At 52.9% G+C, this 15495-nt stretch carries 13 protein-coding genes and 1 tRNA gene; 4 read left to right on the forward strand and 10 right to left on the reverse strand.

What is annotated here, in order from left to right:
* Positions 1 to 36 precede the first annotated feature (36 nt).
* Positions 37 to 1470 (reverse strand): NAD(P)-dependent oxidoreductase, encoded by a 1434-nt coding sequence (locus tag GOV89_RS21600; protein WP_171234597.1) that lies wholly within the window; start codon positions 1468 to 1470, stop codon positions 37 to 39.
* Between the two features lie 230 nt (positions 1471 to 1700).
* On the opposite strand from GOV89_RS21600, the gene GOV89_RS21605 reads away from it, so the two are divergent.
* Positions 1701 to 2504, forward strand: coding sequence for an undecaprenyl-diphosphate phosphatase (locus tag GOV89_RS21605; RefSeq protein ID WP_171178807.1), 804 nt, complete (start codon positions 1701 to 1703; stop codon positions 2502 to 2504).
* On the opposite strand, the gene GOV89_RS21610 is transcribed toward GOV89_RS21605, so the two are convergent.
* Positions 2505 to 3488 (reverse strand): complex I NDUFA9 subunit family protein, encoded by a 984-nt coding sequence (locus GOV89_RS21610; protein WP_171178804.1) that lies wholly within the window; start codon positions 3486 to 3488, stop codon positions 2505 to 2507.
* A gap of 201 nt (positions 3489 to 3689) precedes the next feature.
* Between GOV89_RS21610 and GOV89_RS21615 the strand changes: the two genes are divergently transcribed.
* Positions 3690 to 3776 (forward strand) — tRNA-Leu (locus GOV89_RS21615).
* Between the two features lie 1843 nt (positions 3777 to 5619).
* On the opposite strand, the gene GOV89_RS21620 is transcribed toward GOV89_RS21615, so the two are convergent.
* Both GOV89_RS21620 and GOV89_RS21625 read right to left on the reverse strand, forming a co-directional pair.
* Positions 5620 to 7164 carry a ShlB/FhaC/HecB family hemolysin secretion/activation protein gene (locus GOV89_RS21620; protein WP_171180429.1) on the reverse strand — a complete coding sequence of 515 codons (1545 nt, stop codon included), beginning with the start codon at positions 7162 to 7164 and terminating at the stop codon, positions 5620 to 5622.
* Positions 7165 to 7383: 219 nt separating this feature from the next.
* Positions 7384 to 8316, reverse strand: a complete 933-nt coding sequence (locus tag GOV89_RS21625; protein WP_170790473.1) for an SdiA-regulated domain-containing protein — start codon at positions 8314 to 8316, stop codon at positions 7384 to 7386.
* 169 nt (positions 8317 to 8485) lie between these two features.
* On the opposite strand from GOV89_RS21625, the gene GOV89_RS21630 reads away from it, so the two are divergent.
* A complete protein-coding gene (locus GOV89_RS21630; RefSeq protein WP_170418903.1) occupies positions 8486 to 9244 on the forward strand; it encodes a hypothetical protein in 759 nt (252 codons plus the stop codon).
* Here the strand turns inward: GOV89_RS21630 and GOV89_RS21635 are convergent, their stop codons facing one another.
* The 6 genes from GOV89_RS21635 to GOV89_RS21660 all read right to left on the reverse strand — a co-directional run bounded on the left by GOV89_RS21635 (position 9245) and on the right by GOV89_RS21660 (position 14602).
* Complete coding sequence (locus tag GOV89_RS21635) at positions 9245 to 10186, reverse strand: metallophosphoesterase (RefSeq protein WP_170621296.1); 942 nt, start codon at positions 10184 to 10186, stop codon at positions 9245 to 9247.
* Positions 10176 to 11609, reverse strand: a complete 1434-nt coding sequence (locus GOV89_RS21640; RefSeq protein ID WP_171239069.1) for a hypothetical protein — start codon at positions 11607 to 11609, stop codon at positions 10176 to 10178. The genes GOV89_RS21635 and GOV89_RS21640 overlap by 11 nt, the downstream gene beginning before the upstream one ends.
* Before the next feature lie 784 nt (positions 11610 to 12393).
* Positions 12394 to 12567: a hypothetical protein gene (locus tag GOV89_RS21645; RefSeq protein WP_171239070.1), complete on the reverse strand. Its 174-nt coding sequence runs from the start codon at positions 12565 to 12567 to the stop codon at positions 12394 to 12396.
* A gap of 402 nt (positions 12568 to 12969) precedes the next feature.
* Positions 12970 to 13584: a hypothetical protein gene (locus tag GOV89_RS21650; protein ID WP_171239071.1), complete on the reverse strand. Its 615-nt coding sequence runs from the start codon at positions 13582 to 13584 to the stop codon at positions 12970 to 12972.
* A 55-nt stretch (positions 13585 to 13639) separates the two neighbouring features.
* Entirely contained in the window at positions 13640 to 13939 is a 300-nt protein-coding gene (locus GOV89_RS21655) for a hypothetical protein (RefSeq protein ID WP_171237080.1), read from the reverse strand.
* Positions 13940 to 14302: 363 nt separating this feature from the next.
* Positions 14303 to 14602, reverse strand: coding sequence for a hypothetical protein (locus GOV89_RS21660; RefSeq protein ID WP_170790054.1), 300 nt, complete (start codon positions 14600 to 14602; stop codon positions 14303 to 14305).
* Positions 14603 to 15170: 568 nt separating this feature from the next.
* Between GOV89_RS21660 and GOV89_RS21665 the strand changes: the two genes are divergently transcribed.
* Positions 15171 to 15495 (forward strand): DUF805 domain-containing protein (locus GOV89_RS21665; RefSeq protein ID WP_171239072.1); only part of this gene is annotated, 325 nt, incomplete at its 3' end.

The following is a 15495-nucleotide window of genomic DNA, read 5'->3' on the forward strand; positions in this document are numbered from 1 at the left end:
GGAACGTTTGGCGACGAACCCTCTTAATCCTTGGGCTTACTCGGCTGCGATGGCCGCTTTGGCATTGAACCGGTCGATGATCGCGTCGGCGCAGTCGCGGCCGTCGCGGATCGCCCAGACCACCAGTGAAGCACCACGCACGATGTCACCAATGGCGTAAACACCGTCCATTTCAGTTTCTCCGGTCTGGAACGCGGCCTTTACGGTGCCCCAGCGTGTCACAGGCAGGTCCGGCTGGCCGAACAGGGTGGGCAGGTCTTCGGGTTCAAAGCCCAGCGCCTTGATCACCAGATCGGCCTCTTCCACGTAATCCGCACCTTCGATGACTTCGGGCGCCTGGCGACCCGACGCATCAGGCTGCCCCAGACGCATCTTTTGAACCATCACGCCCGTGACCTTATCGTCACCGGTGAAGCCTTTGGGCGCGCTCAGCCATTCAAAAACAACGCCTTCTTCCTCGGCGTTTTGCGTTTCACGCTGCGAGCCTGGCATATTGGCTCGGTCGCGACGATAGAGGCATTTGACCGAGGTCGCTCCCTGACGGATCGAAGTACGCACGCAATCCATGGCGGTGTCGCCGCCGCCAATTACAACGACCTTTTTTCCTTCGGCATTCAGGCGGCCATTGTCAAAATCTTCGACGGCATCACCAAAACTTTTGCGGTTCGAGGCGGTCAGGAAGTCGATCGCCTTTTCAATTCCACCCAGACCGCTTCCCGGCATGGACAGGTCGCGGGATTTATAAACGCCGGTGGCAATAATCACAGCGTCATGCCGGGCACGAATTTCTTCAAACTTGGTGGCGTCAACATCACAGTTCAGTTCGAACCGGACACCGCCATCGGCCAAAAGGTCATTGCGCCTTTGCACGATGTCCTTTTCAAGCTTGAAGCCCGGAATGCCATACATCAACAGGCCACCCGCACGGTCGTAACGATCATATACTGTCACCTGAATACCTGCGCGGCGCAGCATATCCGCTGCAGCCAATCCACCGGGGCCACCGCCGATAATGCCCACACTCTCGCTGCGCTCCGCAGATGGGGTGGCCGGTTTCACCCAGCCGTTATCCCAGGCGGTGTCCGTGATGTATTTCTCAATGGTGCCGATGGTAACTGTGCCGTGACCCGATTGCTCGATGACGCAGTTGCCTTCACACAAGCGATCCTGTGGGCAGATTCGCCCGCAGATTTCGGGGAAAGTATTGGTCGCCTGACTTGTCTCATAGGCTTCTTCCAGTCGGCCAGTGGCAGTCAGATGCAGCCAATCCGGAATATTGTTGTGCAACGGGCAATGTGACTGGCAGTACGGCACACCACACTGGCTGCAGCGGCTGGCCTGTTCGGCAGCTTTTTCGGCGGCGTATTCGGCATAGATTTCGTCAAAGTCTTCCTTGCGGTCACTTGCAGCACGCTTTTCCGGCATGACTCGGTCGATCTGCACAAATTTCAGCATCGGTTGCTTGGCCACGGGTCAGACTCCATGAATTGGCTTGGTCCGGTTTCTCTACGAGATACCGTAGGGGATTAAAAGTCAATCATACTGACCTAAATAAAGAAAGTTTACTGTGTAGAGCTAATTTTCTTGAAAAGTTCACTATTTTTAGTTCCGTATCGGACCTATATGTGCGCTTTCCTTTTCCCCACCACCCTTATACCCATAACTCGCAAGCAATACGTGACCGCAAATTGGCAGGGCAGATGAGTCTTTTTCACCTGATTCTCGTAGCAATTGTTCAGGGAATCACTGAGTTTTTGCCCATATCATCATCAGGTCATCTGATCCTGCTTCCAAGGCTCACTGGTCTTCAGGATCAAGGTCAAGCCATTGATGTTGCAGTGCATGTTGGAACGCTGGGCGCGGTTGTTCTGTATTTCTGGTCGGATGTAAAACAAGCCCTTGCGGGGTTGCCTGGGGCCTTGCTTGGCCGGGCAGATACGTCACAGACGCGACTGGCACTGGGCCTCATCCTAGCGACGATTCCAACGGTGATTGCAGGTCTGATTCTACATCTGACCGGATTAAGCGATGCCCTGCGCTCGATCGCGGTAATCGGCTGGGCTATGCTTGGTTTCGGCCTGGTTCTGTATTGGGTCGATCAGAGCAGTCCGGAAACCAAAGAGAGCAGTGCGTGGGGCGTCCGTGATGCATTCATCATGGGGCTGTGGCAAGTTCTTGCACTGATTCCCGGCACCTCGCGCTCGGGGATCACAATCACCGGGGCGCGCAAATTGGGCTATACCCGCGAGGACGGGGCGAAGATAGCCATGCTGATGTCAATCCCGACGATTCTGGCGTCTGGCGCTTTGTTGGCTGTGGACGTGATGCGCGACGCTGACGCGCAACTGGCACGTGACGGCGCCATTGCCGCTGTCTTTGCGTTCATTGCGGCCCTTCTAGCACTCAGCCTGATGATGCGGCTGCTGCGCAGCGTCAGTTTCACGCCCTACGTCATCTACCGAGTCATTCTTGGCGTTGTCCTGCTGATCATGGCCTATAGCTGATCAGATACGCAGGTTTTTGGCCGAGTTCTGAATGTCGTCATACTGGCCCGACGGACGGAACTTCCACAGGTACTCGGGCAGCACCGATTCCAAGGTGGTCGGTGTGATCCTAAGTTCGGCAAAAGACTTGGCCTCATCGGCAACCACATTGTCATTCCGCAGATTCTTCAACTGATCTCGGGTCAGAATGTTGTTCGGGAACAACTGGAAGCTGACAAACTTAATGATGTCCAGAACACCCGCCATGATCCGTGCTGCAAAAAACGGCATACCAATGATGACGCGGCGACGGTGAATCACATCCAGCATTTGCTGCATTAAAGCGCGGAAAGTCTTCACCTCGGGCCCGCCCAACTCGTACACGCCGGGTTCGGCCTGTCCCAGAACGCCTTTAACTGCAGCCTGGGCCACGTCATCCACATAGACCGGCTGGAATTTGGTTTCGGCCCCAACCAACGGCAGGAACGGCCCCATGCGTGTCATTCCGGCAAAGCGGTTGAAGAATTGATCTTCTGTGCCAAAGATCACGGATGGCCGCAGGATCACCGCGTTTGGCATATGCTTCAGCACACCTGCCTCACCCCGCGCCTTGGTCTGAGAATATTCGCTGGCAGAATTTGCATCGGCTCCAATGGCCGAGACATGAACCATCCGCTCAATCCCCTGCTCTGCCGCCAAACGCGCGATCCGCTCCGCCCCTTCGGCCTGTACAGCGCCAAAGTCGTTTTTGCCCAACTCGTTCAAGACACCGACGCAGTTGACCACGACATCCGCACTGTGCATGGCCTGGGCAACCGACGCGTCATCGCGGATATTGCACAACACCGGCTCAACCTGGCCGACGACACCATAAGGTTTCACGAACATCGCCTCGTTCGGGCGGCGCACCGCCACACGCACACGCCATCCCTCACTCGCCATGCGCCGCGCGATGTAGCGGCCGACAAATCCAGATCCGCCATAAATCGTCACAAGTTTCGACATGAGAGGGCTCCTGCTGAGAAATTGCGCCCTAGACCTAACGCCCGCAGCCCTTTCAAACAAGGCGCTAATTCGCCGCGAGGATGGTGAAATTCAAAGGCACAAATCGGGGGGCAAAGCCCAAATTCAAAAAACTTTCAAAAATCTCCGCGAATCTGGTTGACGCCCTCTGCCACTGGGCTTAAACGCCCCCTCACGACACCTGCCCAGGTGGCGGAATTGGTAGACGCGCTAGCTTCAGGTGCTAGTGTCCGTATGGACGTGGAGGTTCGAGTCCTCTCCTGGGCACCATAACACAAGATAAAATTCTGTAATTTAACGTTTTTCAGAGCGATAGCTTGTGTATCCCCTGTTTTTTCGTTGATGGATGTGAGCCCAAATTTTCTTGCCATCGTTTCCGTTGATACGCATTCTTCTAATAAGATTGATGATAGTAAATGTTGGTATTTGTTGGAGTTAGGCTGTGAAAATGTCCTAACTTTAACGGGCAACCCGACCTAGGTTTAATACCTAATAACGATGCTAGACTCCGACGGCAGCTTTCATGAACAACGGACGTTTATCGAAACTGGGCGACTGACCGAGTTGCGGACGAAGCCGCCCTTCGCTGCACCCGCAATCTGACCATGCCCAAATGTCGCCAACGCGCAGAAAGCTGACTTTGCAAAGTTGCCGTTCAACGTTTCGCTTGCCCGACCTGACCGTCCCAGATGGTCGGAGGCTCTTCTTGGAAGTGCGGCACTTTAGATTGTTGTCCTAATTGAGGCAAATTTAGGTACAGAGCATTTTTGGGCTACGTCAGCCAACGTAAACGCCAGGGAATATGGGCAATGCGAAATCCAATTATCCAGATGACAATTGACGAACTATTGGTCGACTAATCTCATTGTCCGAGCAAAACCTACCATGCGAGCTTCAGCGCTGCTTTCGTTTGACCGAAATAATGCATCCAGAATGTTTTGGATGCCTTGCAGGCACATCCCGTGCCATTGCGTCCACGTTTCCCAGGTGCCGTAACGCTCCGTTGTTCAGCAACACGCCTCGCCCAGCATCATAACGGCGCTGTCCAAATCCGCTGGCAACGCATTCCCAGTCTTCCTTGGCCGCCGCGTTGCGGAATCTCGGTAGGTCGTGCGGGTCATGTCGTCCAGGTGTTGCTGCGACGTGATCGTGTTTCTTCGCATTGCTTTGGTGCGTTAGATGGTGGGTCACTTGTGTTGTGCCAGGTTGCTGGACAGTACCGGTTGTCGGCCTCGGCTTAGGGCGCATGATTGTCACGACGCCTTGTGGCTTCGGATGCCCTGGGACTGCCACGTGAGTTGCCGTCGGTTTTGGTGTCAACTGTGGAACCTGGCCAGGAACCGCCGTGGGAACCTGATTGGGGGTTGCGGTTGGGACAAGCGGTGGTGTCGCCGTAGTACCGCTGGGTTGCGGAACACGGCCGGGCACTGCGACCGGAATCTGGTTTGGTGTTGCAGTTGGGACGAGCGGTGGCACAGCAGTTTGTCCAGTGGGCTGAGGTGGGACCTGACCAGGAACTGCGACTGGTATTTGGTTTGGTGTTGCGGTGGGCACAAGTGGCGGCACCGCTGTTGGGCCGGTGGGTTGAGGCGGAACCTGGCCAGGGGTAGCGACCGGAACTTGATTGGGAGTTGCAGTCGGAACTTGCGACGGCACCGCGGTAGGACCGGCGACCAATGGTGGAACCTGATTGGGAACGGCTGTCGGAACCCGGTTTGGTGTCGCGTTTGGTGCCAAAGGCGGAGCTAGAGTTGGCGCTACTACCGGCGTGGGAACCTGACCAGGAACCGCTATCGGTGTCGCAATAGGAACCTGACCGGGAATTGCGTTCGGGACCGCGCCCGGCGCAAGGACTGGAACAGTAACGGACGTGGGCGTTTGCTGCGTTCCCTTAGGCGGCAACTGATTTGCCACCGGCTGAGTTGGGCCAGTAACTTGATTACCTGCCCCTTGCCCACCAGCCTGCCCGCACCCTTGGCTCGACTGGTGTGGGTTCCCTACACCTCGGCACCACCCGTAGTGATTTCCGCGGGCAAAGACCTGAGTAACGGCCAGTTCTGTAATTAGACAAGTTGCGGTAAGTACAGCAATTCGGTTCAGTTTCATAACATTCTCACCAACTTGTTGTCAGAGCAAGATACGCGCCAGGATCGCCAGAGTCGGTCAAAGGGCCGTCTCTCAAAGGGACACCGACATATCCGGACAGAAATAGATTTTTCTTAAACTCAATGTCCAAACCCAGACCTGTCGACGCCAGTGTAGCATTATCAACTTCGAAACTCGCAGGGTCATTGTTCGAGATGTAACCCACGTCGAAAAAGGCAAAGGGCGTTAAGCGATGTACGCTCTGGGAACTGGGGAAGTAGGAATGAGACACTTCGAAAATCGCGGAAATCCCGGAATCGCCATCCACTTCGTCAAAACGATATCCGCGCAAAGCATAACGATCACCAAGGAAGTACTCTTCGACCGAGGGCAGCCGGTCTGTTGTGTACTGCCCCCAGATCTCGGTTCGCCAAGCTGTGTTGGGAGACAAGCCCGTTAGCGGGCTTTCGTATCCGACGCCGCCTCGTAGATGCCAGAACGAAGAGTCCCCGTCGTCAAAATTCGCGTCTGTCGTGTCGTTGTCATTGTCACCAAAAGATAAGGTTAGCCCCGCTTCCAGAGCTTGTCCCTTTGGATAGTTTTGCCCGTAAAGATATGTAAGGCCAACGACACTCGCGTCACTGGATAGTGGAACGCCACCACTGACTGAGTCCGCTTTTGAAAGGCGATAGTCCAACAGAAGATACCCATAACGGGCCACATCGCGGATCACGGGGTAACCCATCGCGACTGTGAAGTTCTCGCCGTCAATATCTGTTCTCGCAAAGTCCCCCGAGAGGTCACGTTTTGCGTTTATGTTCCCGTAGAAGATCTCACCGTACAGACCATTGCTGTTCAGCGGCGTGCGATAGGTAAGAGCGCCCCATAAAGAGTGTTCATCGTCTTTGTCCCAATTGTAATTGCCTGATCCCTCAAATCGCAGCAAATCCCCGACGGTCAGCGTTGAATAAAACTCTTGTACGACATAGAAGCTGAGCGCTTCTCCAAGCTCACGCGGAGGGTTGTCGAGTGTCGCACTACCGGCTTGTTTGCGCAGAGGTTCTCCCAATACCCTCAGCCGAGCACCAGCCTGATCCGGGTAATCAAGTTCGGTCGACACGTCCAAATCGGGTATGTCCTCGGCTAGCATAACCGCCCGCTCAAATCGTTTGAGAGTTATTGGATATGCGGTGGTGAGGGGCTGAAAAATCTTCTCTAGTGTTTTGAACGTGCGAGTATCTACGCCTTCAATTTCGATGGTTTGAATGCGCCCTTCATCAACAACTATGCTCTGCCCATCGGGACCAGGCCACGCCTCAGCTAAGAAGTAGCCGTCTTCTCGGTAGATCTGAGTGATCGTTGATGCGACCTCCACCGCTGTAATGCGCCCTGATCGATCAAAGGCCAACTGACCGGCAAAAGTTAACAGCTCATCCGCATCATACACCGTTACGCCGCTGACCGAGTGCTGGGATGCGATGTCCCAGGTTTGGGCAATGCTACTTCTTGGAACTGATGCAGTGGCCACAAGAGTGCAAATGATCGCAAAAACAACTGATCTGAATACGCGCATTTTTGACAACCTTAAAGTGACTGAGCATGTTGAAGTCCAATGTTATTATGTGGTTCGCATGTGTGAACCTGACGCTACTCGAATGTATTGATGGGTGATGTTTTTAAGAAACACAGTGAACAGAACGCAGATTTACTTATTACGCCGCACATACGACGGCGCTGAATTACATAAACCGGCTTTTCAACAAGTTAGAGTAGAGAACTAGTAGGACAGTCCTCACAATTCCGGTTGCTCAAAAACATAAAGCCGCGATTTCTTGGCATCGTCTGTTAGGACATAGAGAAGCCCTTTGGTCTCATCGAGAGCGATTCCTTCGGGATGTTTAACTTCCTTTTGTTTGCCATCTTCTGTGAACGTCAAACTGATAGACTTTACGGACTTGGACTCTGGATTGTAGACGAAGATTTGACGGCCTTTGTCACTTACAATCCAAAGAGAACGTGAGGACGGGGACCATGCCAGGCCGCTCAAATCCAGTTCATCATCATCTACACGCTCGGAGATAAAACCTGCATCGCGGGCTAAAGGAATGATCTCAACAATTTCGTCTAGCGCTGGTGATACGACCATTAACAACCTTGGTTGTCCTTCAATGCCAATGAAGACCCGCCCCGATTCCGGGTCAACAGCGATACCTTCGGGTCCCTTGTTTAATGGGTTGCCAACGAGTAATTCAGCGGCGGCCGAGTAACCTTTAAGAGATGTGAGAGGTATTGTTGTCAATTGAATGGGTTCGGTTGGGTGAACGACTAGAATTGATCGGTCAGTTTCCTGAAGCACCAAAACAGACCCATCCTTTCGAGGTGCAACACCCTCCAAATCTGATCCTGCCAATGCTGGCAACTTGAAAGAGTTTCCTAATACCCCGTCGACTCTGAGTAGGTGCAGTTTAGGTTCGGCATCACTTACAGACCACAAGAAGCCTTCAGCGTTAGACATTGCCAAACCGGAAGGCTCTGAAAATCCCTCTGATTTGTCTGCCACCTTGAATTTATCGACCAGAACCAAACCAGCACTTTCGGCGTAGGCAAAATTGGTCCAAGGCAAGAAGGCTGCCGCAACCGAGCTGGCCGTAAAAGCGAGTCGTCTAAGTTTGCAGAAACACCGTGAAATTTCAGCTTTTGACGAAAACACTCTGTTTTCTGTCATTGGATTCTCTCGCGCTTGGACCACATCCCTGTATCAGCGTTCGTATCACAGTCCGGATGCGATGTCCGGAGAATGCACGGTAATCTCTTTACCTGATCGCGCCTGTTGCGATTGAATTGGACAAGATGGCGGAACGCAATCTGCCAGAGCAAGCAGGAAGGAAGTTAAGTTGAACAAGACTTTCCCACTCATGGCCGCGCTATTGATGGTGCTGTTGCCAGGCGCTGCGGTAACACAAATCGACCCCGCGACCATGTTGGCCGGTACTACGGAGTCGGAAATACTTATCGAACGACGTTGGTTACAGTTTCGGGGCAAACAGGAACTGTATTTCTTCACTCTCGACGTCATCGTAACTGTCATACTGACTGGACTAATCGTCTATCACCCCGTGAGGCGGAGAGCCCGCAGAAGTGTCAGTGATATCGTCATGCCGCGACTGTTCTTCCTATACGCGCTTGTTGGCATGGCGGTTGGGTTTCTGGTCGTACAGCACGGATCGATGATCGGGTTCGTGATATTTGGAATAGGAGCTCTGCTGCGGTTCCGGTCAAATATGGATGACCCGGTCGACACGGTGGAAATGATCATAGTCACCGTGCTTGGGCTGGCGGTAGGGCTGGGCTTGCCCTTGATGGCCACGCTGGTGGCGGTTGTTTGTTGGTGTTTCATTTGGCTTGGTGGACGCAACAAGGGTGTTGAAATTTCCCTCAAGGCCTCAGACGAAGAGCACTCATTAAAAGTCAGCGGAGCCATTGAAGCCATGGCCGCAGACGCTGGCTGGAAGCTGGTCAGAAAACACCACGTTCCGGGCAAATCTCGTGTTTCATTGCTTTTCATCACCTCGGGTGGACTTTCGGAAGCCCGGATCGAAGAGATGATAAATGATCTGGTCCCTGAAAAAGTTGAGCTGAAACTCAACTTCTAGTCATTTCACAAGGTCCAAGCGTTTCAATACCGCATTCGGGGATCTGATCTCTTTTGGGAGCGACTTGAAGTTAACCGACCTTTCGAAATCAGGCCCTCGATATACTGCTATCCCAAACTCTCCGTTCGACTGGAACGTAACATGCGTGAAGCTGTGAGGTGATCTGGCGCTATCGCCAATAAGCCGCCGCGGGCCACCGCCCAAACAAGCCTGTGAAACATAAGCCACACCGCCTTTCCAACCCGGATAGAAGGCATGATGGTGGCCTGACAGATGCAGAACAACACCGCTTTCCAGATAGATTTTCTCAAGTGTCGGGTCACCGATGATTTCGCGTTCGCGCTGGATCGCGAAAGGCCAAAGTGGGAGGTGACTGAAAGTGACAATCGGGTCTCCATCTGAACCCAGTTCCTTTAGCCGGTCCTGCTGGTCGCCGGATAGCGGCCCTAGGGTTGTTGCATCCAAAGACGCAAATGTTACACCCTGCATCTCAAATGCGTAGAAGAACGGGTAGTCATCCGAAATCAGGAAATCGACGTCTGGCTTTCTCGGTGTCCATTGCTCTGCATATATTTTTCTTTCACGCTCGAACCCTCGGTAAGCAGAGGCATCGTGGTTCCCAGGCGTGACCGCAAATGGAATTCCGGCGGCCTCTAAAGGATCTGATACGGCTTCGTGAAAGGCATTCCACATCTCCCTGACTTGTTTGTCTGACAAGTTGGGAATGCGCTGTCCCGCGACCATATCGCCCGTCGAAATCACCAAATCGGGATCAATCTCGATTATCCGTTCAATCGCCGTATCGACCCGAGGCGCATACTTTACCGAACCGTAACTGCCGTTCAGGTCCGATATGACGATGACGTCCAATGCCGCCGCTTTGCAGGCGATTAGAGCGGTCCAAATGAACGCCGCAAAAAGCGTAGAAAGCCTACGGGTCATTACAATCCACTGTCTCTACCTCGGTGTTGTTTCTCAAAAAGAATGCGACAGGATCCAAGTCGAACATCAAATCACCATTAGAACAATTGTCCTGGAGAATGGACGTTGCCAACTCGGTGTTTTTTACAACCTGTGCAATCTGCTTATCTGACAACCCAAGGCTTCGCGACAACCAGCCGTAGACGGGACCTTGAGATTGAAGATCATTATTCAAAGCGACCAAGCGCCGGTACGTGCTTGGAGAGAAGTGCCGCATTTTCTCCAGCATTTGAGTAGATTTCGCGAAGTTGGCGTATTCGACACGCCCACCAGCATCGTTGTCGTTTAGATTGCTGCGACGGATCAATAATGCGTCGTCGGGAACGTCTCCATCGTTTGGCTCATGGTGCTTGGCTTTCTTATGCTTCAGCTTTCCGTCTTCGACCCAATACCAATAGGGTGTGAAGTCTATGTTTCCTACGCGGTCCTGCTGGCTAAAGATGAAATCGAGGAGTACAATCTCGGTAAGTTCTTGCATCCAAAATGCCATCTGTTGGTCACTGACATCGGGACCGAGATCCTTGTTGATCATCCGGTCTTTTCGGCCTTCTTTCACGCCCTCTGCAATGGCCTCTAGCAAGGGTTTTGAAGATCGCAAAGCCAAGAAAGCGGGGGTTTCCTGAAAATCGCGGTTCTGACCTTTCCCCCAACCAGATTTGCGGGTGCCGTTGATTTCCGAGCCGTATCGATGCCCGGGACTGTCAAGCAGTACACCGTAAATTTGCGTTCGATCCGAGGTGAACAGATCATCGGTGGGTTGGTATGAATTTGGGTCGGAATCCGCAGCTGCGAAGACCCGCCAGCCTTCATGGTTCATGCGCCCGCCATGAGAGCCACCAGAAATCGCAAGGCCAGGTTCGGCAACCTCGGAAAAATGCGCCTGGGCGTCCATGCTGCGCCAAACAGCGACTGGAACTTTTACAGTCGTGTCGAAATATCTGGAGAAATGATAGTAAAGCAGCGACGAGGTGGAAAAGGTTCCGCTGGTGCCCTTTTGGTTCATGGTGGATTTGAATTTGGCCACCCTGTCCTTGGCCAGATCTTTCGCCGCCTTCCCCTCTTTGCAAGCGTTTCTCTCGAACTCAGAACGGTTCCCCGCGTAGGGCCCTTCCGAAATATCGTAGACGGCCATTCCTGGGCTGGTGCTCCAGGTTTTTGGGCAAATAGCGATACCGGGTGCATAGAAATCGATCTCGCAATAGGCTGTTTCTTCCTCAAGATCGCTTTTCTTATACTCGCCCGTAGGAGTTTTTTCGATCCGAATACAGCGTTCAGTAACGCCGTTGGGACTCTCAAATGTCGTGGCTTCACCAAGAACATCGTCGTTCGCCCACAAGACGGTGGGTGCAATGAAAGCAAGTGACCCCAGAAGATTGAACTTCATTTGGATAGTCCTTCTGATATCATTTGGGACAAATCGCTGCCTGTTGTTCGGCGGAGATCTTCAAATTGGGGTCAACACTGAAGTTGGCGAATTTTGAGTCAATCCACTGGTCACACCCGCCTGAACACGGGGCCCCGTTTCGGGCATCATTCCAATATTCCTTGGCCCTGCCTTCCGTCCAACCGCAAAACTGAACGAGTGCCATTGCCGACAATGCCCCCGAAGAATGAACGCCCCACATGCAGTGCACCAAGACAGGGCCTTTTCCGGGGTTTTCAATCACCTCGTGTATGGACGCCATGACAGCATCGGGTCGGGAGGATCTGGCACTTTGATAGTCAAAGGATCCGCTTCCACAACTGGTGCGACCGTATTCAGTGTTTTTGCCAAAGTCCGCATAAAACCCGGTTGAAAACCCTTCACTGCACAGAGTTTTGCGTTGACCGTTACTTAGGCCCGTTCGGTCCTTGTCACCGCCTTTGAAACCGGATCGATACAAGACTCCGCTTAAGACTGGGCGAAAGAAAGCGACGCCATCAACACCTCCGTCGCCACCCTTTGAAAGCATTTGACTGTTGCTTGGGCCACCGTTTCGACTGGTTACGTCAGAATTCGCCGCGGTTGCCAGAGCACCAATGAATATGAGGGACGTCAAAAACCGCATGCCAGCTCCTTTCTATTTTTCAGCCTGTTATGCTCAAACTCTTCCTACTTGGTAATCTATTGGAGCGGCTCATTCTCAACAGCCGTATCAAGTGCGGGATAGACTTTCCGACCTGAAGCTTTAAATCGGCCACACCAAATTGATGATAAAGACGACCACGAAGTAGGCCAGAAAAACTTTCCAGTTCCATTGGTGTTTGCTTTCTTCGTTGATCACGCCGGACGACTTCAATGCCAGGTTTGTGACAATCAGAGCGACAACGATGACCGCCGCATGTACCAGATCAAAATGCAAACTTAAGCTCCCTTTTGCAGATGTTTGATTTATGAAAAATGTGTCAGCAGTCACCTGATGGCAGCATAGCTACATCTGAGTACCTTCCCTCAGATGTCGTGATCCGAGCACATGCACCAGTATCCGTGTTAAACCAGTACGAGGTGAGCCCTTCGCTTCGGATGAGTTCAAATCCGAGACTCTGGATGCCCATTTCAGCCTGTCCCGCTCTTGCCCCTTCAAATGACGAAAGATCGCTAGAGCTGCCCACAGTTGGTGCACTTGCATCCACTGATCCGCCACTCTCGTCGCATGCTGCAAGCGCAGTAATACACGTCGTGCCGATCACCAATAGGACCTTGGGATTCATCTGTGTTTCCCTCGCTTTTTTGGACTTGCGTTCCAGGGTTTCTGATTGATCACCTATTCAATTCCGAAAATTACGTTGTAGTCGACGGAAGAGTTGCTGCGATTGATAACTTCCACAACATGATCACCGGATTGCCAAAGCTGTCCTCGATACTCCTTGTCCGCCGACATCAATCCCAACAGTTCAGAACCATCGGGGTTACGAATGACGTAGTCCAAGGAGCCATTTCGCGGAGCAACGCGGACGTAAGGGAACTGTTCGTTCTTTGCACCGAGAAGGTATTGCTGCGACGCTCCGGGCGCGAGTTGGCCGACAAGTTCGGCGCCAGTGGAACCGACATCGAATTTGACACGCTGGCTACCGGTAGAACCGGCGACGCCTGCAATGGCTCCACCGCCATCATCCATCGCCTCGACAACCGACATCTCTCCAATGCTTCCATCCTTGTACGCGATGCAGCGCCAAAGTGTTCCACCTGCATCTCGTAGCATGACGAGCGTACCTGCTTCCGAGAACTCTGAGCTTTCTATCGTACCTGATTGACCGTCTGGTCCTCCAACCTGCCGTAATTGGTCGATACACGCGTCATCGGCTTCTGACATTGCAAAAGCAGCAGTGCCCGCGATTGCGAACATGGGAGTGAGGAGTTTGAGTAAAACGAGTTTCATCAGATGGTTCCCTGTTGGCTTGTCCTTACAGTTTTGTTCCGTACTAAGCGGAACCTCACTTTGCATCCCTCAACTTTGATAGAAACTCATCGCATGCCTGTGCGCTGCCGACGACCTCGTCTGTCGTTTCAATTCCTTGCAGTGATGCCATCTCGGAATTTACGCGATTGAGGATCTGATCCGCTTGCTCGGGGGTGATCAGGTTCTCTGCTTGTGCTCCTTTCAATGTGGTGCAGACACCGGCGGACAAGCCTGTCGCAACGCCGACACCCACTGCGGCCCCGCCACCTAAGGTCATCGCCCCAACCACGCCGAGGACGAGCCCGATCACAATACCCAAGATCACTTTTCCCATGTTTTCCTCCCTTTTGGTGAGAATAAGCGCGGCTTTCACTACCGGCGCAAACCATGTGCCCATCTGCAAATCAAGACCAGCGCTAACAGGTTGAGCACCGGTGCGAGCGCCGCGAACCACGGTTTGGCCGACTCTGAGATCGAGTCCGCTACAAGTATCCAAGGTAGTCCCAACGGCAGAAGGAACACCCCGGACAAAGGGTCTCTTTCCTGTCCCAACCAGCCAAATGTGCCCGTCAAGAATGCAATCAACGCCAACAGGTAAAGGATCGCGAATACAATGATAGTGGTTCTACAAACCAAGTCGAGCCTCAGCAAATCAAGCCAGTGCTACGCAGCCGTTTTCGGCTACGCGACAGACTGGTCACAATGCGCCTTCGTCGCCCAGGAACTCGATACCAGCTGTCGTGCCATCACTGTAAGCAATGCAATTCCAAGGAGCACGATCCTCGCCAACGCCTACAGTGACCTGTGTCCCCGCCTCGCTAAACGCGGATGAGAGCACCACGACTTGCGAATTGTTCGTTGTGCTGGCTACATCTCGCAAACACGCCTGCTGAGCGGGTGTGAGTTCGGCGGACGCACTGGATGTACTCGTATCGTCGCAGGCCGCAAGCAGTGCGAAACAAGTTGCGCCCGCAATCATCACCATCTTTTTAGACATTTTCTTCTCCCTCTGGTTCCGTTGAAATTGGTGAAATTGGATGGCTTGTTTGAAGTTCTCGCGTCGGAGCAGGCTATGAAACATACTTCGGCCCTGTAACTTCCCTTCCCAACAACTTGTCGCGGGGGGTGGCGGGCGGAGCACTATTACTTTGACAACCGAGACCGCCGACAACGTGTGAAGGCTGAATGACGACAATGGCAGAAGCTCGAGCGAATTCTGGAGGTAGGCCGAGTACACTAAGTATAAGCATCGCGTCCTCCCAACGCTCAATCATTGTAAAGTGCCTTCCGACCGCCAGCACTCACTCCAGCGGCCGGTAGGGCCCGACAAGTCGGGCGACAGCGATCACAACGGAGGTAAAATGAAAGTTGTGTCAAATTCACATGTTTGAATCTAATTTTTAATAAATCAACATTTTTTCCGCGCGTAAACTTCATTACGCTCTCGTACGATAGGCGTCTGCCCTCAAACAAAAAGGTAGGTGGGAGCACCCATGAGGGCGAATGTGTTCTTTTGGGTCGGCGAGGCGTTCTGAGGTCGCGCAGAAACCAAGAAAGGATTGAAAATGGGTTTTGTTGAAGCCGTCAAAACGTGTTTCTCGAAATACTTCCAGTTCTCCGGTCGGGCTATGCGCTCAGAATACTGGTGGTTCTTCTTGTTTGTGGTTCTCGTGAGTTCTGCTTTAGCTGTGGTGGATGCGATCATATTCGGGACCAACCCAGAAACAGGGCAAGGATCTCGAGTTCTGTCCTCTGTTTTCCAACTGGCCGTTATCATCCCTATGCTGGCCGCCGGTTGGCGGAGGTTGCATGATACAGGGCGACCTGGCTGGTACTTGCTGCTGCCGATGGCGCTCAGCATTACAACGCTTTTTGTTATGCTGGGTGGCG

Origin of the sequence: Ruegeria sp. HKCCA5763 (assembly GCF_013034545.1) — a bacterium.
In the GTDB taxonomy this organism is placed as follows: Bacteria; Pseudomonadota; Alphaproteobacteria; order Rhodobacterales; family Rhodobacteraceae; genus Ruegeria.